We start from the raw sequence: 22087 nt of genomic DNA, 5'->3' as shown, positions 1-22087 counted from the left end.
ACACCTCAATAGCACAAATGAGCTACTTTTTAGTGTGTCTTTTGGCCATTAGTTCATGTGTGCTATTGAGGTTACTTGTCGTCAGGGCTGTAATGCGTCGCCCGTTTATGGTGCCTGTTTTATGGAGCATTCCTGATGATTGAAGCGATGGTCATTCATGCTCTTTCGATCTGAGGCGCTTGATGCGCAAAAGCGCAGTACGTTGGGGACGGTTTTGCTGGTCAGTCCATTGTCGATGAGGCTGGCCGCTGCGGTGGCGTTGCTGTTTTGCATCAGCATGGGCCTGTTCCTGACCTTCGTCACCTACACCAAACGTACAGCCGCAAGCGGCGTACTGCTGCCTGAAACCGGCCTGATCAGGATCTACTCACCACAAGCTGGCGTGATCACCCGGCTCGACATCGTCGAGGGGCAACACGTTACAGACGGCGCCGTGCTGATGGCCTTGTCCAGCGACACACAAAGCGGTGAGGCGGGTGGCGCGCAACGTGCGATCAGCCTGTCGATCAAACGTCGTCAGGAAAGCCTCGCTCAGGAAATCGACGAGACGCTCGCTCTGCATCTTCAGGAGCTGGAGGGCAAGAAACGTCAGGTCGCGGCGCTTGAAACCGAGCAGCAGAAAATACTCGCGCAAATCGACCTGACGCGTCAGCGGCTGGCTTTGACCAAGGGCCTTGCCGAGCGCTACGCCAACTTGCAACGCTAGGACTACGTGTCCCGTGACCAGCTTCAGGAAAAGCAGGATGCAGTTCTGGACATGCGCTTGCGGGGCGAAGAGCTGAATCGCTCGCTGCTGACGGTTCGTGCCGAAAGCACCAGGCTGCGGGCGGAACTGGTCGAGCTGCCGTTCAACCAGAGCAAGCAGCTTGCCGATCTGCGACGCAGGCTGGCCGAGAATCAAGACCGCTTGATCGAAAGTGAAACCAAACGAGAGATTCTCATCACCGCACCGACGCTGGGTGAGGCCACGGCGATCGCGGTCTCCAATGGATCACGAGTCGACAGTACGCGACCGTTACTGAGCATTGTGCCTGCCGACGCAAAACTGCACGCCGAACTGTATCTGCCCAGCCGCTCCGTGGGGTTCGTGCGCACTGGTGACACGGTGATGTTGCGTTACCAGGCCTATCCCTATCAACGCTTTGGACTGCAACCGGGCAGGGTGTCATCGATCTCGCGTACCGCCTTGCCGGCCGATGAAGTCATGACCCTGGGCAACGTCTCTGAGCCGATGCGTGAACAGGGGCCTTTCTACCGGGTCACGGTTGCCCTGGCGTCTCAAACCATCGACGGCCAGGGCATGCATGAGCGCTTGCGTTCCGGCATGCAACTGGACGCCGACATCATGCAGGAAAGGCTGCCGCTCTATGAGTGGATGCTGGAGCCCTTGCGCGGAATAGGAAAGCGGCTTTGAACCTGAGAAATACCTTCGCTTTTGGTGTGGGGAGAAAGCTGCCGGTTGTGCTCCAGGCCGAAGCCACTGAATGTGGCCTGGCGTGCATGGCCATGATCGCCAGCTATCACGGCCAGCACAGTGACCTCTTGTCGTTGCGGCAACGTCTCTCGCCCTCAATGAAAGGGGTCAACCTCAAGCAACTGACCCACATGGCTGCGCGGCTCGGGTTGGGCAGCCGTGCGTTGCGGGTCGAGCTGAATGCGCTGGGTCAGTTGCAGTTGCCCTGCGTGCTGCACTGGAACTTCAACCATTTCGTAGTGCTCAAGGAGGTCAGCGCACGCGGCGTGGTGGTGCATGATCCGGGGCGTGGCCTGTGCAAGCTGACGCTTGACGAGGTGTCGGCAGCATTTACCGGCGTGGCACTGGAGTTGTGGCCGGAAAGTGATTTTCAGCCCGCCGCTGCAAAGCCGCCGATCCCGCTGCGCAAACTGCTGGGGCGAGTACAGGGCTTTGGCCGGGTGCTGACGCAGGTGCTGCTTCTGGCCCTGGCGCTGGAGCTGTGTACCATCCTCAGTCCGTTTTTCATGCAGACGGTTATCGACAAGGTGCTGGTCAGCGCAGACCTGGACCTGCTGACGGTACTGGCGATCGGCTTTGGCCTATTGCTGATCATTCAGCACACCGTTGCGTTGGCCCGTGCATGGGCGCTGATGTACCTGGGCACGATGCTCGGGTCACAGTGGCAGATCAATGTATTTACCCATCTGCTGCGCCTGCCGGTGGCATTTTTCGAGCGTCGTCATCTGGGCGATATCGTCTCGCGCTTCGGTTCTCTGAAGGCCATCCAGCAGACCGTGACGACATCGTTCATTGAGGCCCTGCTGGATGGGCTGATGACGGTCGTCACGCTGGGGCTGATGATTGCCTATAGCGCGAAGCTGGCGCTTGTTGCTGTGGTGGCGATGATTATCTACGGCCTGGCGCGCTGGATCTGGTTCGGGCCGTTGCGGCATGCCAGCGAGAACCAGCTTGTCCATGCTGCTCGTCAGCAGTCGCACTTTCTGGAAAGCGCGCGCGGCGTGCGCACCATCAAGCTGTTCAATCGGCATGAGCAGCGTTGCAGTGCCTGGAGCGCTTTACTGGTCGAGGAAATCAATGCCGGTCTGCACCCGCAAAAACTGCAACTGGCCTATCGGGCCTTCAACGGCGTGCTGTTCGGGCTGGTCACGATCATTGTTATCTGGATGGGTGCCAGACTGGTTCTGGAAGGGCAATTCAGCGCCGGTATGCTGATTGCGTTCAACTCGTACAAGGAGCAGTTCAACGGTCGTGTGGCTGGTCTGATCGACAAGATTGTCGACGTGATCATGTTGCGCCTGCACGGTGAGCGGCTCGCCGACATCGTGCTGCACGATGCCGAGCCGATTGCCGGTCCGGATACGTTCGATGACGCGTGCAACGACAGGGTGCCCAGCCTTGAAGTACGGCAATTGCGCTTTCGCTATTCCGAGCATGAACCGTATATGCTGGACGACGTGTCGATTCATATCCGCGCAGGCGAATCGGTAGCCATCGTCGGTCCCTCGGGTGGCGGTAAAAGTACCTTGCTCAATGTCATGCTGGGCATTCTGGCGCCCTGCGCGGGCAGTGTTCTGCTGGATGGCTTGCCGGTCGGGCCGGAAAACATCGGCAGGCTGCGCCGTATCACCGGTACGGTGCTTCAGGACGATGTGCTGTTCGCCGGTTCCATCGGCGACAACATCAGTTTTTTCGAGACCGGTGCCGATCAGAAATGGATCGAGCAATGCGCGCATCTCGCTGCAGTCCACGATGATATAGCGCAGATGCCGATGGGCTATAACACGCTGGTGGGCGACATGGGCACGGTACTGTCCGGTGGGCAGAAGCAAAGGGTGCTACTGGCCCGCGCCCTCTACAAGCGCCCGCAACTCCTGTTTCTCGATGAAGCGACCAGCCACCTGGACATCAACAGGGAAGCCGCAGTCAATCAGGCGCTGCAAACGTTGAACATCACCCGCATCATCGTTGCCCACCGTCCGGAAACCATCCGCACGGCGGATCGGGTCGTGGCACTTGCGCAAGGCCGGGTTGCCTACGACGGCCCGGTGCTTAACGAGGCTCCTTCAGCGTGAGGCGGCGGGGCATGATTCGTTGCGCTGGCTGGCAGTGCCTGTTGAGCGCGTTCGGCCTGTTAATGGCGTCGTTGTGCCTGGCCGATGCTCGTGTGGACGCGTGCCCCGGCTCCAGTCGTCTGCCAGACGCATTGAGTCTGGCAACGGCCGTGTCTGTTGCGCTGTGTGCCGACCCGAAATTGCGTGAGGTTTGGCTGACCGAGCTGGCACGGCAGGCTGACCTGGACGCCGAGCATTCGGCTTACTATCCGACCGTGCAGGGGCAGTTTCAAAAGGGGCGGGCTGGCAAGACCACGCGCTACCCGGGTTTTCCCGAAGCCGACTCCAGGTTGAACTCCAACACCAGCGTCTACGGTCTCAACCTGAGCTGGGTATTGTTCGACTTTGGCCTGCGCGCCGCCAAAGTAGAAAGCGCCCGGCAGTTATTGAATGTCGCCAGTAGCAGCCGGATCGAAGAGGTGCAGAAGTCGATGCTTGCCACCGCCCGGGTTTTCTATCAAGTACAGGCGAACATGGCGTTGTTACACGCCAGAATCAGCGCCGAGCGTCTGGCGGCCAACAGTCTGAAAGCCGCTGACGCAAAGTATCGCGAGGGTGCCGGCGAGCAGACGGATCGTCTCCAGGCTCAATCCAGTTATGCCGAAGCACAATTGAACAGGGTCATGGCGGAGGGCGATCTGGCAGCGGTGCAAGGCGAGTTGGCCAGTCAGCTGGGGTTGTCGCCGTCGGCACCGCTCAAGCTGGTTGAGCTGGTTGAGCTGGATGAACCCGGGGCTGATGAAGGGGTGTTTCTGGGCAACGTCAATAGTTTGATGGAGCAGGCCAGAGCGTCCCATCCGGCTATCGAAAAGGCCCGCGCCGACTGGGCGGCAAGCCAGGCCAAGGCCGATGCGGCAAAAGCCCAGGGGCTGCCGACGGTGTCGCTGTTCAGCAATTACAGCCGTCAGGACACGCCTATCGAGCAGGTTTCAACCCGTCAGGAGGTGAACACCTGGACTATCGGTGTGCAAATCACCGTGCCGATTTTCGATGGCTTTCTCAATCGGCGCAGAGCGCGGGCCGCCCGTTACGAAAGCGCCGCCCGCGAACAGGCCCTGCACGAGGTTGAAAACAGTATTGCGCTCAGTGTCTGGAGGAGTCGACAGACCCTGGAGTCCAGAACAAGGGCGCTGGCAATCAGTCGTCTTTTTGTCGAGAGTGCCAGCAAGTCTTACGAAATTGCCCAGGGTCGTTACAAAGCAGGCGTTGGCAGTATTCTTGAGCTTCTGCGCTCGCAAAACGATCTGAGCGCGGCGACCCAGAAACGCGTGGAGTCTCTGGTCAACTGGCATAACGCCAAGCTGCAATTGGCATCTGACCTTGGCAGCCTGAACATCGGCGACTGATGCCGTCACAGGCCCCGGGTGATCGACTGCATGGACGCAAGAATGTACTGCGCTCCCTGCACAACGAGGTGCGTCCATGAAAGACCGAAAGAAAAACGCTGAACTGGATCAGGCCACATTGCGGTTGATCGTGGCGACGTTCGCGATCAGCTATGTATCATTGATTGGCCTTCTGCCGGGGCTCAAGGTTGCCACCTATCAGCCCATCATTTTCTATTATGCGGGCTTTCTGGTGGTTTCTCTGATCTTGCGCCAGCACATCATCAGCTATCCAGGTGTATTTGCGTTGCGCCGTGTATTCGGGATGGTGCATGACTACACTGCCATTTCCGTCGGACTGATCGTTGGCGGGGAGGCAACACTGCCGGTTTTCAGCGTGATGGTCTGGGTCACTCTAGGCAACGGCATGCGCTTTGGTTCGCGATATCTTGCAATTGCGGCGTCCCTGGCCTTGTTGGCGATACTGGTCATCTATCAATTGACGCCGTACTGGCAGGCGCAGCCATTTATGGTCCTGATGCTCGTCGCCGTCACTATTCTGGTGCCTGGCTACGCGCACATTCTGTTGGTGAGGGCTCGCGAGGCGTCAGAGCAGGCGACCGTGGCCAATCGCGAGAAAGAGCGGTTTCTGGCTCAGGCCAGCCATGACCTGCGTCAGCCCATCCACTCCATCGGCATGTTTACCGCTTGCCTGCGGTCCAGCCCGCTGGGCGATTATGAGCGTCAACTGGTCGATAATATCGATCGCTCCCTGCACAACGTGTCGCAGCTGTTTCGCTCGATTCTGGATATTTACACGCTGGACAGCGGCAAGGTTTCAGCCAAGTCGGATGTGGTCAATCTGGGTGACATGCTCAATGAAGTCGCTCATCAGAACACTGCGGCTGCCCGCTGGGCCGGTGTAGAGCTTCGGGTGCGACCTTGTCGACGCTGGGTCAGGGTCGATGCCACGTTGCTCGCCACGATGGTGCAGAACATCATTTCTAATGCGCTCAAATATGCCCCTGATCACCCGGTGCTGATCGGTGTGCGCAGCCATGCTGGGCGTCTGTCGATCAGTGTGTATGACCGGGGCCGGGGTATTGCTGCCGAACATCTGCCCAGGGTCTGTGACGAGTTCTACCGCATCCGCCATGTGCGCGACAAAGACGTGGAGGGCGTCGGGTTGGGGTTGTCCATCGTCAAAAGGCTCAGCCAGATTCTCAATGTGCAAATCGCGATTGCCTCGCGAATAGACCGCGGGACTACGGTCACCATTCATGGGCTTGAAGAGGTGAGCGCGCCTGTTCGGGTGGTACCCAAGAAGGCATTGGGCGAGAGCCTGCTCAAAGGGGTCAGGGTGTGTCTGGTGGAGGACGACCAGAACGTTCTGATGGCCACCGCAGCGCTGCTTGAAAGGTGGGGATGCGAAGTGCAGACCGCCCGATCGGCGGAGGGGCTCACCACTCATTGCGACATTATCGTCGCCGATTACGATCTGGGCACAGTGGCCAATGGTCTGGACTGCATCGAGAGTATACGAGCTGCCCGTGGCTGGGATGTGCCTGCGCTGATTGTTACCGGGAGGGAAGTGGAAGTCGTGCTTGAGTCAATGCAGGGCGCGGAAGTGTCAGTGTTGTCCAAGCCGTTGCGGCCTTCGGAACTGCGTCTGAACCTGCTCTCGATTCGCGAGCGGCGGATGAGTACTCCCTGACCTGCGTGCATACGGGCCAGGGAATAACGGGGCATCAGGCAGTAATGAATGGCCCGCGAATATCCGACGGCGGGGGCACGTCAGGGAATGGATACACGCAGATCGGGTCCGGTTTGATCACACCAATGCCAGGCACCGGCATGATAGTGAAATCGGCTCCACCGGAGACGCTGTACGTCTCGGCGTCGGTCAGTACATGAGCATGAACCGAATAATTGTCGACGGTGGTTCCAGTGGTTTTCTGATTGCGGATAATCATGTCAAACCTCGTGGTCGTTATTGAAAAATACTATAAACCAAGTGGGCGGTCGGGCGGCTTGATCCTCGTGTGCAATCGGTTGTATCCAGGCGCTGGCGTTCTGTGAGTTTTGCAGCCGGACCAACCGTTGCAAGAGGTTAGATGATCAAGTCATTCATCATGAGTCTGGGCTGGTCAGGTTTCCTGCCGACGCCGAGCGGTGGCGGCCAGCGCTGTAAACATGCCGGCAAGGCCAATGTAATGCCATTGAAAATCAATACTGGCGGCAATAAGAAACGCGAGCGCTGCCAGCCAGAACAGTCTCGACGAATTGACGGTTTTCCCAAAGAGCTTATGACGATCGGGCATCATAATGTTCTCCTGTTTTCCCGGTAGGTGCCTGCACTGCGCTGCCCACCCGAAATGGCAAGGCGTGTTACTGCGCCATCTGGTAGGTCTGAAAGGCGTCAATCGCGCTGGCCCCTGCCACGCCGGCCAATATGACACCAGCCTCGACCGCAGTCACCGGAGCTACCGCCACAGCAGCGGCTACTACACCGATGGCTGTCAAGCCTTCTGTTACTGTCATACCGCCACCGATCTGTGCCAGTTCTTCATTGTCGAGTTCGCGCATCATTAATTCCTTATTCATTTGAAATCACCTGTTTGTCGTGTTATTTCAAAGTTTCTGGTCAGTAAGCCATTAGCGCATTACAGGCATTTCAGTCATTGCCTGATAAGTGTTAGTGGCCGTTACAATACTTAACCAGTGCGCAGGCTAAAGAAATAGTACAGGTGTGCTAAGACAGTGGCTTAATATTAAAAGGCTATTATTGTGATGCGTTAGTGTGTTGTGCTGCAGCGGTGGATTGAATGTTTGCCCAGTCTTCGATCAAACCGGCATACAGCTCGACGCACTGTTGAAGTTTGCTGACCTCACAATACTCATCCACCTTGTGGGCCATGCTCGGCTCTCTTGGGCCTGTCTTCACGATGATGCGGGCGAACCTGACCTTGATATGTTCCCAAGCCAGGGCGCTCCTCCAATCTCATCGGTGCAATATCGCCTGATGAATTTCCTGTAGTGGCATGATCCTCTGCGCAGCATTCAGTTTGATGGCTTCCTTGGGCATGCCGAACACGACGCAACTGGCTTCATCCTGAGCCACTGTCGAGCTTCCGGCATCAAGCATCTCCTTTAAACCGCGTGCGCCGTCGTCGCCCATGCCGGTCATGATGATACCCGTAGCATTCTTGCCGGCGAATTTGGCCACCGAACGAAACAGCACGTCCACTGAAGGGCGGTGGCGGTTGACCAGTGGGCCGTCGATGACCTGAACGTGGTAATAGGCACCGCTGCGAGTGACCATCATGTGTTTGCCGCCGGGCGCAATCAGGGCCAGGCCGGGCAGGATGCGGTCGTTGTTTCTGGCTTCGCGTACCTCGATCTGCGACAAGCCGTTGAGACGTTCGGCGAACGAGGCAGTGAATTTTTCCGGCATGTGCTGAACGATGACCATGCCCGGACAGACTCTGGGCAGGGCAGTCAGCACCGCTTCCAGTGCCTGAGTGCCGCCGGTCGAGGTGCCGATGGCCACAATGCGCTCGGTGGTCTGCGCCATGGCGTGACCGCTGGCTGCGGGCAAAATGGCGTCTGCGGTGAGTTTGCTTGCCGGGGCCAGAACGGGCGGAGCCGTGCGCTTACCGAGGTTTTTGACGTTGGAGTTCGCCGCTGCGCGGACTGCCGCGACCAGCTCGGCGGCTGAATCAATGAGAAAGTTCTTCAGGCCGGTGGTAGGTTTGGTGATGATTTCCACCGCCCCGGCAGACAGCGCCTGCAACGAAGTTTCTGCGCCTTTCTGGGTCAGCGACGAGCAGATCACCACTGGTGTCGGCCGTTCGCTCATGATCTTCTTGAGAAAGGTGATGCCGTCCATGCGGGGCATTTCCACGTCCAGCACGATGACGTCCGGCCATTCCTGAGCCAGCTTGGCCATGGCGAATATCGGGTCCGACGCCGCGCCCATGACATGAATATCGGGGGTGTCGTTGAGAATGGCCACGAGTACTTGGCGAACGACGGCCGAATCATCGACCAGCAATACGCTGATTTTTTTGTTTGGCATCTTTTTCGATTGCTTCCATTGGTTGGTGCCTGACCCATACGTTTCCGTTCCACAGGTCGAAGATGATGTTGCGATGACCGGTGCTGCCCAGGTCCTGAGCCATCAGCTTCAGGCGATGCCGGTCGGCCAGCGTCAGCGCCGCATTGATGTTGCGATCTGCGACGTTGTGCATCTGCTGGTCGTGGCGCTGCGCCGGAAACATCTCGCCGCCGCCAAACAGCTTGACCTGATATTCCTCCGGAAGCGTCCCGCTGGCCAGCGCATGGCTAATAAGCATCTCCATCGCTTCATCAGCGTATTTGCCGTCCAGTGGCTGACCCTTGCGAATACGTCCTGGCAGCATGAAGTGGCACATACCACCGATACGCCGCCACGGGTGCCAGAACGTGATTGCTACGCACGAGCCCAACAATGTGCGCAAGCGCGCAGGCCGGGTCTCGAAGACCACTTCGCCGGGAGCCAGGACTATTTCGGCCACGCCGACGGGCTTGATCATGGCTTACGGTATATCGACGGGGAGACGAGTTTCAGCAGGTCGTTTATGCCGTTGAGGCTTTCCGAATGACTGATGATGAAATACCCCCCGGACTTGAGGCGCGGTAATAAACGCGCCACGACTTTGCTCTTGGTTTCCTGATCGAAATAGATCATCACGTTGCGCAGAAAGATCACGTCGAACTCACCCAGATCGGGCAGGGTCTCGTTGAGGTTGACCTGCACGAAGCTGACCCGGCTGCGCAGCGATTTGTCGATCAGAAACGTGCCTTCCTGACGGCCAACGCCCTTCAGGCAATATTTGAACAACAACGGTTGGGGCAGGGTTTCGGTGCGTTCCATGGGGTAATGCCCACTGCGCGCCTTGCTCAGCACGCGGGTGCTGATGTCCGAGCCGATCACTTCCCAGGGCGTGGTGCCCAATTGTTCCGCCAGCGTCATTGCCAGGCTGTAAGGCTCTTCGCCAGATGAACTGGCGGCGCTCCAGACCCTGAATACCTTGCCCGGCGCCACCTTGGGCAGCACCTGCTGGCGCAGAAAATCAAAATGCTTGGGTTCGCGAAAGAAGTACGTTTCGTTGGTGGTCAGCAGGTCCAGCGCCACTTGCAGCTCGCCGTTGCGCTGATCGTTCATGATCAGCTTGAAATACTCGCCATAGTTGTCCAGCTCGTAATGCTTGAGACGCTTGAACAGACGGCCGGCGACCAGCGCTTTCTTGGCCAGCGTCAGTTTGATGCCCGCAGCGTTGTACAGCCAGTTCTGGAACTGGCCGAATTCGCGATCGGTGAGCGACGCTGTATCAGGCATGTGCAGGCCTCACGTCGCGTCGGCGTCGGAAGGCAGCGACTGACTTGCTTCGGCGAGGCTGGACATTTCATCGATAGACAACACCCGATCGACCTCAAGGACAATGACGAACTTGCCGTCGACCTTGGCCATGCCGCTGATGAAGTCGGCACGAATGCGCGCACCGAAGTTCGGTGGCGGTTCGATCTGCGAGGCCGGTATTTCCAGCACCGCCGAGACGTTATCGACCAGCAGGCCGATGTCCTGCGGCTGGCCGTCCTCGCTGCTGGCCTCGATGATGATGACGCACGAGCGCCGGGTGATGTACGAGTTCTGTCGCCCGAAGCGCGCCGACAGATCAACCACGGGCACTACAGCGCCGCGCAGGTTGATCACCCCGCGCACGAAGGCGGGCATCATCGGCACCACCGTCAGGCTGCCGTATTCGATGATTTCCTTGATGCCCAGAATGCCGATGGCGAACATCTCGCCACCGAGCATGAAAGTCAGGTACTGCGCCTCTTCCTCGACCGCCGTGGCAGTCTGTCGAGTCGTGACCAATGAGCCCATGTCGTTCTCCCTGTGAATCGCTATCGAGGCCGGCAATCAGCAGCCAGTCATCAGAAACGAGTGAATTCCGATTCGTCCGGGGCGCCCGCCATGCTTTGCGCAAACGCCTTGCGCGGAGCCTGTTGCGGTGGGCGCGGGGGCTGGCGGTTCGGGCTGCTGCGGCCGTCGACAGGGCTGCCTTGTGCGACGGCCCTTGGCGATGCATCGAGGGTGAAGAAACTCATGGCCTGTTGCAGCTGTTCGGCCTGACTGCTCATCTCTTCAGCGGTGGCGGCCAGTTCTTCGCTGCTTGATGCGTTTTGCTGAGTGACCTGATTGAGCTGGGTCATGGCGGTGTTGATCTGCGCAACACCGGCAGCCTGTTCCTCTGAAGCCGCGCTGATTTCCTGCACAAGGTCTGACGTCTTGTTGATCGAGGGCACCATCTCGTCCAGCAACTTGCCGGCCTTCTCGGCCATGTCCACGCTGCTCGACGACAACTCGCCGATTTCCTGCGCGGCCACCTGGCTGCGTTCAGCCAGCTTGCGCACCTCGGCGGCCACTACCGCGAAGCCCTTGCCATGTTCGCCCGCACGGGCTGCTTCGATGGCCGCGTTGAGGGCGAGCAGATTGGTCTGGTAAGCGATGTCGTCGATTATGCTGATGCGTTGGGCGATTTTCTTCATCGCCACGACGGTCTGCTGCACCGATTCGCCGCCGTCAGTCGCTTCCTTGGCAGCCTTGCTGGCCATGCCATCGGTGACTTTGGCGTTCTCGGTGTTCTGGTTGATGCTGGCGCTCATCTGCTCGACCGACGCGCTGGTCTCTTCGACGCTGGCCGCCTGTTCGCTGGTGGCCTGGCTCATGGATTGCGCGGTGGCGCTGACTTCTTCCGAAGCGCTGGCCAGGTTGTCGGCGGCGTTACGCACTTCGCCGATAATGTGTGACAGCTTGCCGACCATGTTGCGCATGGCGTTCAGCACCATGCCGGTTTCATCCTTGGAACCGTGCCCGATGTGGGCGTTCAGGTTGCCCTCGGCCAGTTGCTCGGCGGCAGTCGCTGCCTCTTTCAGTGGGCGGGAAATGATCCGTGCAATGAACAGCGCCAGACCCAGGCCGACCAGCAAGGCTGCAACCAGCACGGCAATGATCGAGATGCGCGCGCTTTCGTACAGGCTGGTGCCTTTGTCGCCAGCGGCAGTCGCGCCAGCGTCGTTGAGCTCGACCATTTTTTGCAACTGGTTGGTGACTTCGTCGAAGTGCAGTTTGGACTCGCCGCGCAGCAAGGCACGCGCTTCGGCCTCCTGGCCCTGCCGGGAGAGAGCGAACAGATTGTCGCTGACTTTCAGGTAGGCGGACCATGAGGCACTCACGGCACTGAACATCTGCCGGTCCTGATCGCTGACGATTAACTTGTCGTACGTGGCCAGCCGCGTTTCAAACTGTTTGCGCGCTTCTGCTGCCTCAAGCTCCATCTGCGCCTTTTCCTGGGCAGAGTCGGCGGCAATGTGGCGGTTTTCCTTCAGCCGGAAGTTGGCTGCGTAAAAGCGCATGCCCGACGCCGCGCGCATGGACGGCATCCAGTTTTCCTTGATGTCCTGGGCGGCCTGGTTGACCTGGCCCAGCTGGATAATGGCAAAGACTCCCATGGCCGCGGTCAACGCCAGAACCACCAGAAACGAGGTAATCAGCTTGGTGGAAATCTTCAGATCGTAAAACCATTTCATTGAAGTAACTCCTTGGGAATTGCAAATCCGTCAGCGAGAAGTGGGCAATAGGGATTGAGGCGCCTGGGTCGAGCGGGCTTCCATTTGTACGATCTGGTTGAGCAAGGCCGGTATGTCGAGAATCAACGCCACCGCACCGCTGCCCAGAATCGTCGAGCCGCTGATGCCGCGCAGTGCGCCGAACAGCTTGCCCAGCGGTTTGATAACGGTCTGGAACTCGCCGAGCAGGTCATCTACCACCAACCCGGCCTTGTGTTCGGCGTAGCGCACCACCACCACGTTCTGGCGTCGTGCAGCGGGGCCTTCATGGTTGAAGTGATCACGCAGGTAGACCAGCGGCAACACTTCGCCACGCAGGTCGAGGTAGCCGCTGTCGCGGGTCAGGTGACGATTCTGTTCGTCCAGCTCGATGCATTCCTGAACCATGTCCAGCGGGATCACGTAAGTCGACTGATCGATACCGACCAGAAAACCATTGATGATCGCCAGCGTCAGCGGCAGGCGAATGCGCACGATGGTGCCCTGACCGGGCTGGCTGTCCAGGTCCACAGTGCCGCGCAGCAAGGTGATATTGCGTTTCACCACATCCATGCCGACACCACGCCCTGACAGGTTGGTGACGGCCTCGGCGGTAGAAAAACCGGGCTCGAAGATCAGGTTGTAGATCTCCTGATCGGTGAGGCTTGCGCCAGCTGCCACCAGCCCGCGCTGCTGGGCCTTGTCGAGGATCCGCTCGCGGTTGAGCCCCGCCCCGTCGTCGGCAATTTCAATGACGATGCTGCCGGAGTCGTGGTACGCATTAAGGCTCAAATGACCTTTTGCCGGCTTGCCTGCCGCGCGCCGTGCTTCGGCGCTTTCGATGCCGTGGTCCATGGAATTGCGCAGCAGGTGCATAAGCGGGTCGCCGATCTTCTCGACAACGGTTTTGTCCAGTTCGGTTTCCGCACCGTTGATAATCAGGTCGATGTCCTTGCCCAGTTCCTGACTGACATCACGTACTACGCGGCGAAAACGATTGAAGGTGTCGCCGATGGGGATCATGCGCAGGTGCAGCGCGCCATCCAGAATTTGCTCGACCAGCCCCGACACGGTCGAGCTGGCTTCCTGAAGCGGGTCGTTGTCGCACGAACGGGCCAGCAGGCTGGCCCCGGCGCTAGCGATGACCAGTTCGCCGACCAGATTGATCAGCTCATCAAGCTTGTCGGCATTGACGCGCACATAACGACCGTCCTTGTTTTTCTGCTCGCTGGCCGAAGAAGGGCGCTCTACAGCTGTTGCCGCAGCAGGCGCACGCGGCACGGCGCGCTGGTCACCCAGCAGTTCGCCGCTGGCAACCGCAGGACTTTGTCCGGTCTGCGAGACCAGGTCTGTGCCAGTGGGCTCGACGTGGTTTGCTATCTCGCTCATCAAGGTGATTTCTACGGCGCAGTCTTCCCGCACGAAGTCGAACACTTCGTTGATCGCGGCATGCCCGGCAGACGAGCGAAAATCGATCTCGAAGCCCAGGTGGCAGGATTCCGGGTCCCACGCTTCCAACGCCGGGATGCTGTCGGTGACGGTGGTGACCTGAACCATTTGCCCCAGCGTATTGAGGTAACGCAGGAACGACAGCGGGTCCATGCCGTTGCGAAACACATCTACGCCAAAACGCAGCGAGATATGCCATAGCACTTCGGCAGGCTGTTCATCGATCACACTCGGCGCTTGTGCCTCGTCAGCAGGCTGGGCATTGCCCGGCACCTGATAGACCTGTAATGCCTGACGCAGCGCCGCTTCGCGTTCCAGTGCTGGTGGCTGCAATGTCTGGCCACGACTGGCCACTACGTCGATCAACTCAAGCATGTGATCGCCGGACTTGAGCAGCACTGCGATCAGCCCGGCGTCCACCGACACGCTGCCTTCACGCAGGCGGTCGAGCACGTCTTCAACGATGTGGGTGAAGCTGACGATAGGCGTCAGCCCGAATAGCCCGGCCGAACCCTTGATGGTGTGCGCTGCGCGGAACACTGCGCCAATCGCGTCCTGATCGCCCGGTTCGCTTTCGAGTTGCAGGAGGGATTCCTCCATGGCCTGCAAAAGCTCACGCGCTTCAACGATGAACGTCTGCTGTGCCTGATCGAGATTAATACTCACGATGACTTCCTTGATCGATCACTCGGCAATAATGCAAATGGACGCGCTACAGCACGACACCGGGATTACATAACTCGAAGGTTTCGGTGACTGCCTTGCTTTGCCCGGTCATGCGCAGCGAGGTCCCGGTCTTGCCGGCTTCGCGCTGGATGACTGCCAGCAATTGCAGGCCGGCACCGTCCATCTCGGTAACTTGCGACAAGTCGACTTCCACTCGTGCGGCACCAGTGATCTGTGGCAGCAAACGGGCGGCGAGTTCGGTCACGGTGTAGATCGTCAGCTCGCCGTCGATCTGCACGCGGGTGGCGTCAGCCTGATTGTCGTCTGGGGTTGGCATGCTGGCCTCCATGGCCCTTGATCTCAGGGCAGGATCAGCTTGGAAACCGCTGCGAGCATTTGCGCTGGCTGGAACGGTTTGACGACCCACGCCTTGGCACCTGCCGCCTGACCTTCAGCCTTTTTCGATTCCTGAGACTCGGTGGTCAGCATGATGATCGGCGTGAACTTGTAACTGGCCAGCTTCTTCACTTCCTTGACGAACGTGATGCCATCCATGTTTGGCATGTTCACGTCGCTGATGATCAGGTGCACTTTCTGCCCGGTCAGCTTGCCCAGTGCATCTTTGCCATCGCAGGCCTCGATAACGTCGTATCCGGCACTTTTCAGCGCGATGCCGACAACCTGCCGGACACTGCTTGAATCGTCGACCACCAATACACTCTTAGCCATGATCTACTCCTAGAAAAATGTAATTTCCTGCGAACTCTGCTGTGCGGCCGATTCGCCGCGGTGAGTGCGGCGTTGTTCGTCGGTCGCATAGGTGGACTCCATGCGCGCCAGCCATTGCCGGGCGTCGATGGCGACGGCCTCATCGGGAGACTGGCTGGCCTGCAACAGATGCGCGTGCAAAGAGTCGATGTTGTCGCGTACGTGAGCGAGAATCTGGCTGACCCGGTCCTGAAACTGCAGGTTTACAAGGACTTCGGTCATTTCGTCGCGAATACCGAAGCTTTCCTGCTTGAGCAGGTCGGCGGATTCGGCCAGGCGACCGGTAATGCTCTGGAAACGCTCCAGGACGTTCTGGATGCTTTGCTCGGAAGCGGCCACCGAATGGCTGTCCTGATCAGCACCGCTGGAGGCGGCCTGCACCAGTTGCGTGATGGCGTTATTGATGATGTCGACCTTGGCCGACATCTGCTGACCGGTTTCGCTGGACTTGCTCGACAGGCTGCGCACCGCGTCAGCTACCACGGCAAAACCACGGCCGGCTTCGCCTGCGCGGGCCGCTTCAATCGCGGCGTTAAGGGCCAGCAGGTTGGTCTGTGCGGCAATCGCTGCGACGTCCGCGGCCATGGTGCGCAACTCGCCTGTGTAGGCGGTCAGGCTGCGAACCTGGGAGAGCGTCTGGTCGCGGCTGGCCTGGGTGGCTTTAAGGGAGTCAATCACCTGGCTCAGCTCGCTGTCGCTCTGGGACAGGACTTTCAGAGCGCCATCGGCATTCTGACCGTCCAGCTCACCGGCAGCGTGCTGCGAGGCCTGCACGGTTTCCTGCAAGCGTTCGGAAATTCCCATAAAGCGGCTGCTCAGCTCGACAATGGCGGTTTCGGTCTGCTGGCGCGAACTTTCGACCTGTTTGGCCCAGATCGGCATGGCACCGAGAAAGACTTCATTGAGCTGTGCATGGGAGGCCATGGCGCTGGTTTGAGCGTTATGTGCCTGGTGATGGTCCAGCGCTTGGGCAACAGCGCGACGCACGTCGTTCTGCTGGGTGCGGGCAGCCAGTGCACAGGCACCGAGACCGATAGCGAGCAGTGCCGCACAAGCAAGCAGATTGGTCGTACTCGTACCGGATTGCGTGAGGATCCAGGCAACGGCAGGTATGACGGGAATCAGAGAAAACCAGATGAAATGCGGACGACTTTGCGCAGGAGTACTGCTGGAATGATTCGACATCATGGGTTCGATCCCTGAACAGTGCAGCGTTGTACACGACTCAATGGTTATCTGCGCGGTGCAGACGAACTTGATACCTGTACGAGCGCCTTCCGTCCGATCGCATCGCGCAGAGCCCGGTCAGACTAAAAATAGCGGGTATTCAGGGCACTGCAAGTCGGCGCAGAGCGAGATTCACTCAAGAGCGTCCAGAAGGGTATGACGATAGTGTTCTCCCCGCACGCCTCTCGTTCCTCACGCTCCAGCGTAAGAATGAATTTCACGACGCTCTGCGTCGCAAGTTCTGCGCTGCACAGGTCAATTCAAGGAGGACGCAGAGCGTCCAGAAGGGCATGCCCACGCGGAGCATGGGCACGATGGTGTTCTTGCGGACTGCGCTGCACAGGTCACTTCAAGAGAGGACGCAGGGCGCGCAGAAGGGCATGCCCACGCGAAGCATGGGCACGATGGTGTGTTCCCGCACGCCTCTCGGCTGGCGGGCCTTAGTGCAGCTTCATCCGTGGCTCGGTGCCTTTGCCGATCTTGCTGCCCAGCATCAGCATCAGGGTGCGGAAGGTGCCGTACAGCGCCATCTGGTGCATGCGATACAGCGACACATAGAACATCCGCGCCAGCCAGCCTTCAAGCATTACGCTGCCCATCAGGTTACCCATCAGATTGCCGACTGCCGAGAAGCTCGACAGCGAGATCAGCGATCCGTAGTCCTTGTAGGTGTACTCCGGCAAGGTCTTGCCTTCGATCCGCAGGCGCAGCGATTTTGCCAGCAACGACGCCTGCTGATGAGCAGCCTGAGCGCGTGGCGGGACGTTGCGGTCGGTGCCTTTTTGCGGGCAGGCGGCGCAGTCACCGAAGGCGAAAATATTCTCGTCACGGGTGGTTTGCAGCGTCGGCAGCACTTGCAACTGATTGATCCGGTTGCTCTCCAGCCCATCCAGCTCATGCAGAAACGCCGGGGCACGAATACCTGCCGCCCAGACTTTCAAACTGGCCGGAATGACCTGCCCGCTGGCCGTGATCAAGCCGTCGGCGGTCACTTCGCTCACCGCGGCATTGGTCAGCACCGTCACGCCAAGTTTTTCCAGTGTCTTGTGCACCGGCGCGCCGATACGCTCTGGCAATGCAGGCAGCACCCGAGGCCCGGCTTCGATCACGGTAATGCGCAGGTTTTCCGGCTTGATCTGGCCCAGCCCGTAAGCCGCCAGCTCGTGCGCCGCGTTGTGCAGTTCTGCCGCCAGTTCAACACCCGTCGCACCTGCGCCAACGATGGCCACGGTGATTTCCTGAGCACTGTCAGCCTGACCGGCGTGGGCGCGCAGGTAGTGGTTAAGCAGTTGCTGATGGAAGCGCTCGGCCTGTTTGCGGCTGTCGAGAAACAGGCAATGTTCTGCCGCGCCCGTGGTGCCGAAGTCGTTGGTGGTGCTGCCCACGGCGATGACCAGCGAGTCGTAACCCAGGCTGCGTGCCGGAACCAGTTCGGCACCGTTTTCATCCAGCGTCTCGGCCAGGTGAATCTGGCGACTGGCGCGATCCAGCCCGGTCATGCGCCCGAGCTGAAACTGAAAGTTGTTCCACTTGGCCTGAGCCACGTAGTTCAGCTCGTCTTCATACGAGTTGAGCGAACCCGCCGCGACCTCGTGCAACAGCGGTTTCCAGATATGCGTCAGGTTGGCGTCGACCAGCGTGACACTGGCCGTGCCTTTCTTGCCCAGGGTTTTACCCAGGCTGGTCGCCAGCTCCAGACCGCCAGCGCCGCCGCCAACGATAACAATACGATGCGTCATAAGGATTACTCGGAAGGTTTAAGGAATTCGCGGGGAGCCTGATCTTCGCGAGCGCAAGGCAGCTCATAGCGTCAGAAGGCTCAATAAACGGGTTCATCACGGCAACACCGGGATCAGGAGCGGCCTGCGCTCGACTGGATGCCGGTTTGCCTGAAGGTACTCTTCGACACACCTTTGCGGTTCCGGGTTCAGGTGGCGGCTCAATTTATGCGTTGTCTCAAGCGTGCTGACGGGCAGGGGGCCAGGGATCAGTGATTTCCAGCGGCTCGACCTGCAACACATCGTCCAGGCGGATAATGCCGCTTTGTAACACTCGCGCAGTGATTCCGCCATGCCCACGCACCGCCTGGAACGTCCCGTGACCAAGGCGTTGTTCAAGTCGCGCACACGGCTGACACCAGCCGGTGGTTTCGAATATCGCCTGACCGATCCGGAAACGTCGATTCTTCAGGCTGAACAGGTTGATGCCACTGATCACCAGATTGCGCCGCAAATCCTGCGGCACGATGGGGTTATCCGCCGCGCGGTTCAGCAACGAGCCAACCACCGCCAGATGCTCCCATTGGATCAGCGTCACCTGCCGCGCATTGCGCGGGCCGGGCCGCGAGTGATCGCCGGTCAGACCCGCTTCGCGACGCGCTTCCACGGCATCCAGCTCGATCATCTCGACCCGCGATTGCGGACGCACGCCTATCCAGCGCACGCGACCTTGTTGCGGCACACCGGCCAGCAGTTCCTGCAAGGGGCTCATAAACTGATTCCAACATCGAAAACGACACTGCGCCCCAGGTTGGTACGCAAAAAGTCCGGAGCGCCCGGATGCGCGAACAATACCCGAGCAAAGGTCGGCCCCACCAGCGACAACGAACGCCAGCCCTGACGCAGGTACTCGGTCGGTGGCGGAAAATGACTGTTGAGGTCCAGCACCTCGCGCTTGAGGCTGGCGAAGGCGATGATATCCAGCCCGCCGAGGTCAATGCCGCGTTCGCGATAATTGGTGGATTTCTTGCGCAGGGTAGGGGCGAGTCGGTGCAGCAATTCAGAGGCGGGAATCCGTTTGGGCTTCGCTTCCCGACGTACCAGTTGGCTCAACGAAAAAGCGCTACGTCGTCGCGCCAGCTCCTCGCGCCACTCGTCATTGAGACGACGCCCTTCATCGAGCACAAAAAACACCTCGAAACGCCCGTCACGAAACAGCACATCCGGAGGCTCCTGAGTGGCAGGCGTGAAGTCCTCGTTGCGATGCGCAATGTTCAGCCCCTGCAACAGGCGCTGACAAACCCAACGCTCACGCTCCCACTTCCGCGCATTGGAAAGAAAGGCGTTGGCTTGTTCGGCCTGGATCGTCAACAGGCGTAGGTAGTCTGAGTCATCCATAGGGCCAAGCTTAGCGTTCAAGTTGCCATGACTGGAAGAGTGAATGCAGGTGTGTAGACTGGCAATTCATTTTTTGATCGCTTGCGAAAAATGCCCGCAGGCGCTGCTTTTATCGAGGCTCTTCAGGACAAGCCAAAAGGCGTTCTGAGATCACGCCACACGGTGTTCGTCGCTGACATCCAGAAAATGCCATCCATCGCCAAGACGTTCGCCATTCCCAAAATGCGCGATTACAGCTATCGCATCATGCTTGATCGAGAGGTGCGCATCGTGCCGCAGTACGCAGGCGATGACGATAAAGGGCTGTGGTTACAGTTGCGCGACGGGCAGTTGATCAGTCAGCAGCAGTTTGGCAATGCTGATGCGTTGAGGACTGCGTTGGAGAAGCCTTGGCCGTAAATACGATCATTATCGTTCCCGCGCTCCGCGTGGGAATGCATTTCTGGACGCTCTGCGTCCAACCTGGAATGTGCGGTGCGGCGCAGATTTGTGAAGCGGAGCGTCACGGAATGCATGCCAACGCGGAGCATTGGCACGATAGTCATTCGTTGACTCGAACGATGAGTGCAGAGCCCGGGGATGCATCGCGGAACGTATCAATGCCCCCGGTGCGGAGCCTCCAGATCACCCGAGAACAACTCATCCTCAGCATCCGGGCTCACCGGAATCGCATGCTCTTCAGAAGCCCAGGCTCCCAGGTCGATCAGTTTGCAGCGCTCGGAGCAAAACGGGCGGCTCGGGCTGGCGGCGCTCCATTCCACCGGGGCATCGCAGGTTGGGCATTGGACGGTCATTGGTTGGCTCATGATTGGCCTCCACGCAAAGTAAGGTAAAAGTGGTGCAGCCGCTCGACTTCGCTGTTCAGCCAGGCGTGATCGCGGTCATTGACCAGCACATCGTTGGCATGGCGCAAACGGTCTTCACGCTGGATCTGCACCTTGAGAATGGTTTCGACCTGCTCCTGGCTGGAACTGTCGCGCAGCATCGTGCGCTCTATTTGCAGGTGTGCCGGAGTATCAATAACCAGCAGGCGCTGCACCATCCGGGATTGTCCGGATTCGATCAGCAGCGGCGAAACCAGAATGGCATACGGCGATTTGGCCTTGGACAGATGGCTGACGATTTCCTGATTGATCAGCGGGTGCAGCAGCGCTTCCAGCCAGCGTCGCTGCTCCGGGTTTTCAAAGATCACCTTGCGCAGCGCGCCACGATCCAGCTCGCCGCTGGCCTGCAAAACGCCTTTACCGAAGTGCGCGGCTATCTGCTCCAGCGCTGGACGCCCTGGCTCGACTACCCAGCGGGCGGCGTGGTCGGCATCCACAGTATCGATGCCAAGGTTGGTAAAGCACTGCGCCGCTGCGCTTTTACCGCTACCAATGCCGCCAGTCAGGCCAAGAATCCAGGGTTTTTGATCAGGGTGAGTCATCTGAAACCGGCAAACTGCATGTAAGAGTCGGTTATTTGACCACCCCAGAGCAAAGCGATCCACCCCGCAATGGCCAGATAAGGACCAAAGGGGATCGGCGTACCGCTTTCAACCCTGCGCACGCGCATCATGATCACCCCAAGCACCGCACCCACCAGCGATGACAGCAGGATGGTCAACGGCAGAATCTGCCAGCCGCCCCATGCGCCAAGCATGGCCAGCAACTTGAAGTCGCCATAACCCATGCCTTCCTTGCCGGTCACCAGTTTGAATAGCCAGAACACCGACCACAGCGCCAGATAGCCGGCCACCGCGCCCCACAGCGAATCGTTCAGCGATGTGAACAGCCCGAAAGCGTTGACGATGAGGCCCAGCCACAACAGTGGCAGCACCAGAGAGTCAGGTAACAGCTGGTGGTCGGCGTCGATCAGACTCATCGCCAGCAGGCCCCAGCTCAACACCAGCATTGCCGCCGTTTGCCAGCCGAAACCGAAATGCCAGGCGACGTAGGCCGACAACACTGCGCAGGTCAGCTCTACCATTGGGTAGCGCATGCTAATGGGGGCTTTGCAGTGTGAGCATTTACCGCGCAGCAGCAGATAGCTGACGACCGGCAGGTTTTCCCACGGGCGGATTTTGTGCGCGCAGTGCGGGCAACTGGAGCGGGGGCGGTTCAGGTTGAAGGCAGGCTGATCAGGTTCGGCGGGCAGGCCGAGCATTTCACGGGATTGGGCTTTCCAGTCGCGCTCCATCATTCTGGGGAGGCGGTAGACGACTACGTTGAGGAAGCTTCCGATGATGAGGCCGAGGATGCAGCAGGTAATGACGAAGGCCAGGGGGGAACTGGCCAGGAAATCGAGGAGGGGCAT

Annotated in this window: 22 protein-coding genes and 3 pseudogenes; 5 read left to right on the top strand and 20 right to left on the bottom strand. The window is 59.2% G+C overall.

Going from position 1 to position 22087, the window contains the following annotated elements:
* Positions 1-157 precede the first annotated feature (157 nt).
* From LJU29_RS29370 to LJU29_RS22945, 4 genes and pseudogenes are all read left to right on the top strand, one after another.
* Positions 158-1414, top strand: a pseudogene (locus LJU29_RS29370) (HlyD family secretion protein).
* A complete protein-coding gene (locus LJU29_RS22955; protein WP_257111225.1) occupies positions 1411-3549 on the top strand; it encodes a peptidase domain-containing ABC transporter in 2139 nt (712 codons plus the stop codon). Before LJU29_RS29370 ends, LJU29_RS22955 begins: the two are co-directional and overlap by 4 nt.
* 11 nt (positions 3550-3560) lie before the next feature.
* On the top strand, positions 3561-4934 hold the full coding sequence (locus tag LJU29_RS22950) for a TolC family protein (RefSeq protein WP_257111224.1): 1374 nt from the start codon (positions 3561-3563) through the stop codon (positions 4932-4934).
* A gap of 76 nt (positions 4935-5010) precedes the next feature.
* Positions 5011-6627 (top strand): ATP-binding response regulator, encoded by a 1617-nt coding sequence (locus tag LJU29_RS22945; protein ID WP_016981122.1) that lies wholly within the window; start codon positions 5011-5013, stop codon positions 6625-6627.
* A 34-nt stretch (positions 6628-6661) separates the two neighbouring features.
* Here LJU29_RS22945 and LJU29_RS22940 read toward each other — a convergent pair whose 3' ends face one another.
* From LJU29_RS22940 to LJU29_RS22865, 17 genes and pseudogenes are all read right to left on the bottom strand, one after another.
* Entirely contained in the window at positions 6662-6886 is a 225-nt protein-coding gene (locus LJU29_RS22940; protein WP_122322315.1) for a hypothetical protein, read from the bottom strand.
* Between the two features lie 174 nt (positions 6887-7060).
* Complete coding sequence (locus LJU29_RS22935) at positions 7061-7237, bottom strand: hypothetical protein (protein WP_005745449.1); 177 nt, start codon at positions 7235-7237, stop codon at positions 7061-7063.
* Positions 7238-7301: 64 nt separating this feature from the next.
* Positions 7302-7517 (bottom strand): hypothetical protein, encoded by a 216-nt coding sequence (locus LJU29_RS22930; RefSeq protein WP_257111223.1) that lies wholly within the window; start codon positions 7515-7517, stop codon positions 7302-7304.
* 178 nt (positions 7518-7695) lie between these two features.
* Positions 7696-7848, bottom strand: a pseudogene (locus tag LJU29_RS22925) (M20 family metallopeptidase); the annotation flags it as partial.
* A 66-nt stretch (positions 7849-7914) separates the two neighbouring features.
* Positions 7915-8991 carry a protein-glutamate methylesterase/protein-glutamine glutaminase gene (locus LJU29_RS22920; protein ID WP_004663674.1) on the bottom strand — a complete coding sequence of 359 codons (1077 nt, stop codon included), beginning with the start codon at positions 8989-8991 and terminating at the stop codon, positions 7915-7917.
* A complete protein-coding gene (cheD, locus tag LJU29_RS22915) occupies positions 8954-9487 on the bottom strand; it encodes a chemoreceptor glutamine deamidase CheD (protein WP_005757201.1) in 534 nt (177 codons plus the stop codon). The genes LJU29_RS22920 and cheD overlap by 38 nt, the downstream gene beginning before the upstream one ends.
* Positions 9484-10293 (bottom strand): CheR family methyltransferase, encoded by an 810-nt coding sequence (locus LJU29_RS22910; RefSeq protein WP_122322316.1) that lies wholly within the window; start codon positions 10291-10293, stop codon positions 9484-9486. The genes cheD and LJU29_RS22910 overlap by 4 nt, the downstream gene beginning before the upstream one ends.
* Positions 10294-10302: 9 nt before the next feature.
* Entirely contained in the window at positions 10303-10842 is a 540-nt protein-coding gene (locus LJU29_RS22905; RefSeq protein ID WP_257111222.1) for a chemotaxis protein CheW, read from the bottom strand.
* 50 nt (positions 10843-10892) lie between these two features.
* Entirely contained in the window at positions 10893-12548 is a 1656-nt protein-coding gene (locus LJU29_RS22900) for a methyl-accepting chemotaxis protein (RefSeq protein ID WP_122322318.1), read from the bottom strand.
* A 30-nt stretch (positions 12549-12578) separates the two neighbouring features.
* Positions 12579-14681 (bottom strand): chemotaxis protein CheA, encoded by a 2103-nt coding sequence (locus LJU29_RS22895; protein ID WP_122389952.1) that lies wholly within the window; start codon positions 14679-14681, stop codon positions 12579-12581.
* Positions 14682-14727: 46 nt separating this feature from the next.
* Positions 14728-15018 carry an STAS domain-containing protein gene (locus LJU29_RS22890; RefSeq protein WP_005732323.1) on the bottom strand — a complete coding sequence of 97 codons (291 nt, stop codon included), beginning with the start codon at positions 15016-15018 and terminating at the stop codon, positions 14728-14730.
* Positions 15019-15041: 23 nt separating this feature from the next.
* Entirely contained in the window at positions 15042-15410 is a 369-nt protein-coding gene (locus tag LJU29_RS22885) for a response regulator (RefSeq protein WP_002553206.1), read from the bottom strand.
* Between the two features lie 9 nt (positions 15411-15419).
* Positions 15420-16253: a methyl-accepting chemotaxis protein gene (locus LJU29_RS22880; protein WP_371321922.1), complete on the bottom strand. Its 834-nt coding sequence runs from the start codon at positions 16251-16253 to the stop codon at positions 15420-15422.
* Positions 16254-17116: 863 nt separating this feature from the next.
* Positions 17117-18415 carry an NAD(P)/FAD-dependent oxidoreductase gene (locus tag LJU29_RS22875; RefSeq protein ID WP_011167718.1) on the bottom strand — a complete coding sequence of 433 codons (1299 nt, stop codon included), beginning with the start codon at positions 18413-18415 and terminating at the stop codon, positions 17117-17119.
* A 96-nt stretch (positions 18416-18511) separates the two neighbouring features.
* Entirely contained in the window at positions 18512-18697 is a 186-nt protein-coding gene (locus LJU29_RS29760) for a DUF3094 family protein (protein WP_324608203.1), read from the bottom strand.
* Positions 18633-19166: an MOSC domain-containing protein gene (locus LJU29_RS22870; protein ID WP_122322321.1), complete on the bottom strand. Its 534-nt coding sequence runs from the start codon at positions 19164-19166 to the stop codon at positions 18633-18635. The genes LJU29_RS29760 and LJU29_RS22870 overlap by 65 nt, the downstream gene beginning before the upstream one ends.
* Positions 19163-19792, bottom strand: coding sequence for a DUF1780 domain-containing protein (locus tag LJU29_RS22865; protein ID WP_003430735.1), 630 nt, complete (start codon positions 19790-19792; stop codon positions 19163-19165). The genes LJU29_RS22870 and LJU29_RS22865 overlap by 4 nt, the downstream gene beginning before the upstream one ends.
* A 114-nt stretch (positions 19793-19906) precedes the next feature.
* Between LJU29_RS22865 and LJU29_RS22860 the strand changes: the two are divergent.
* Positions 19907-20191, top strand: a pseudogene (locus LJU29_RS22860) (hypothetical protein); the annotation flags it as partial.
* Between the two features lie 197 nt (positions 20192-20388).
* Here LJU29_RS22860 and yacG read toward each other — a convergent pair.
* The 3 genes from yacG to LJU29_RS22845 are packed head-to-tail and all read right to left on the bottom strand — an operon-like array spanning position 20389 to position 22087.
* On the bottom strand, positions 20389-20598 hold the full coding sequence (gene yacG, locus LJU29_RS22855; RefSeq protein WP_002552020.1) for a DNA gyrase inhibitor YacG: 210 nt from the start codon (positions 20596-20598) through the stop codon (positions 20389-20391).
* Positions 20595-21218, bottom strand: coding sequence for a dephospho-CoA kinase (gene coaE, locus LJU29_RS22850; RefSeq protein ID WP_005745478.1), 624 nt, complete (start codon positions 21216-21218; stop codon positions 20595-20597). The genes yacG and coaE overlap by 4 nt, the downstream gene beginning before the upstream one ends.
* Positions 21215-22087 (bottom strand): prepilin peptidase, encoded by an 873-nt coding sequence (locus tag LJU29_RS22845; protein WP_122322324.1) that lies wholly within the window; start codon positions 22085-22087, stop codon positions 21215-21217. The genes coaE and LJU29_RS22845 overlap by 4 nt, the downstream gene beginning before the upstream one ends.

The organism is Pseudomonas ficuserectae (assembly GCF_024584585.1).
Lineage (GTDB): Bacteria > Pseudomonadota > Gammaproteobacteria > Pseudomonadales > Pseudomonadaceae > Aquipseudomonas > Aquipseudomonas amygdali.
The sequence above is the reverse complement of the archived record's forward strand: the minus strand, read 5'-3'. Positions and strand labels throughout refer to the sequence as shown.

Bases quoted from the DNA above. Each gene is read 5' to 3' on its own strand.
- LJU29_RS22930 (WP_257111223.1), bottom strand. From the start codon at position 7,517: ATGAATAAGGAATTAATGATGCGCGAACTCGACAATGAAGAACTGGCA.
- LJU29_RS22905 (WP_257111222.1), bottom strand. From the start codon at position 10,842: ATGGGCTCATTGGTCACGACTCGACAGACTGCCACGGCGGTCGAGGAA.
- LJU29_RS22875 (WP_011167718.1), bottom strand. From the start codon at position 18,415: ATGACGCATCGTATTGTTATCGTTGGCGGCGGCGCTGGCGGTCTGGAG.
- LJU29_RS22870 (WP_122322321.1), bottom strand. From the start codon at position 19,166: ATGAGCCCCTTGCAGGAACTGCTGGCCGGTGTGCCGCAACAAGGTCGC.
- LJU29_RS22885 (WP_002553206.1), bottom strand. From the start codon at position 15,410: ATGGCTAAGAGTGTATTGGTGGTCGACGATTCAAGCAGTGTCCGGCAG.
- LJU29_RS22900 (WP_122322318.1), bottom strand. From the start codon at position 12,548: ATGAAATGGTTTTACGATCTGAAGATTTCCACCAAGCTGATTACCTCG.
- yacG (WP_002552020.1), bottom strand. From the start codon at position 20,598: ATGAGCCAACCAATGACCGTCCAATGCCCAACCTGCGATGCCCCGGTG.
- LJU29_RS22910 (WP_122322316.1), bottom strand. From the start codon at position 10,293: ATGCCTGATACAGCGTCGCTCACCGATCGCGAATTCGGCCAGTTCCAG.
- LJU29_RS29760 (WP_324608203.1), bottom strand. From the start codon at position 18,697: ATGTGTTGCAGGTCGAGCCGCTGGAAATCACTGATCCCTGGCCCCCTG.
- LJU29_RS22880 (WP_371321922.1), bottom strand. From the start codon at position 16,253: ATGGGAATTTCCGAACGCTTGCAGGAAACCGTGCAGGCCTCGCAGCAC.
- cheD (WP_005757201.1), bottom strand. From the start codon at position 9,487: ATGATCAAGCCCGTCGGCGTGGCCGAAATAGTCCTGGCTCCCGGCGAA.
- LJU29_RS22945 (WP_016981122.1), top strand. From the start codon at position 5,011: ATGAAAGACCGAAAGAAAAACGCTGAACTGGATCAGGCCACATTGCGG.
- LJU29_RS22865 (WP_003430735.1), bottom strand. From the start codon at position 19,792: ATGGATGACTCAGACTACCTACGCCTGTTGACGATCCAGGCCGAACAA.
- LJU29_RS22890 (WP_005732323.1), bottom strand. From the start codon at position 15,018: ATGCCAACCCCAGACGACAATCAGGCTGACGCCACCCGCGTGCAGATC.
- LJU29_RS22950 (WP_257111224.1), top strand. From the start codon at position 3,561: ATGATTCGTTGCGCTGGCTGGCAGTGCCTGTTGAGCGCGTTCGGCCTG.
- coaE (WP_005745478.1), bottom strand. From the start codon at position 21,218: ATGACTCACCCTGATCAAAAACCCTGGATTCTTGGCCTGACTGGCGGC.
- LJU29_RS22940 (WP_122322315.1), bottom strand. From the start codon at position 6,886: ATGATTATCCGCAATCAGAAAACCACTGGAACCACCGTCGACAATTAT.
- LJU29_RS22920 (WP_004663674.1), bottom strand. From the start codon at position 8,991: ATGCCAAACAAAAAAATCAGCGTATTGCTGGTCGATGATTCGGCCGTC.
- LJU29_RS22845 (WP_122322324.1), bottom strand. From the start codon at position 22,087: ATGCCCCTCCTCGATTTCCTGGCCAGTTCCCCCCTGGCCTTCGTCATT.
- LJU29_RS22935 (WP_005745449.1), bottom strand. From the start codon at position 7,237: ATGATGCCCGATCGTCATAAGCTCTTTGGGAAAACCGTCAATTCGTCG.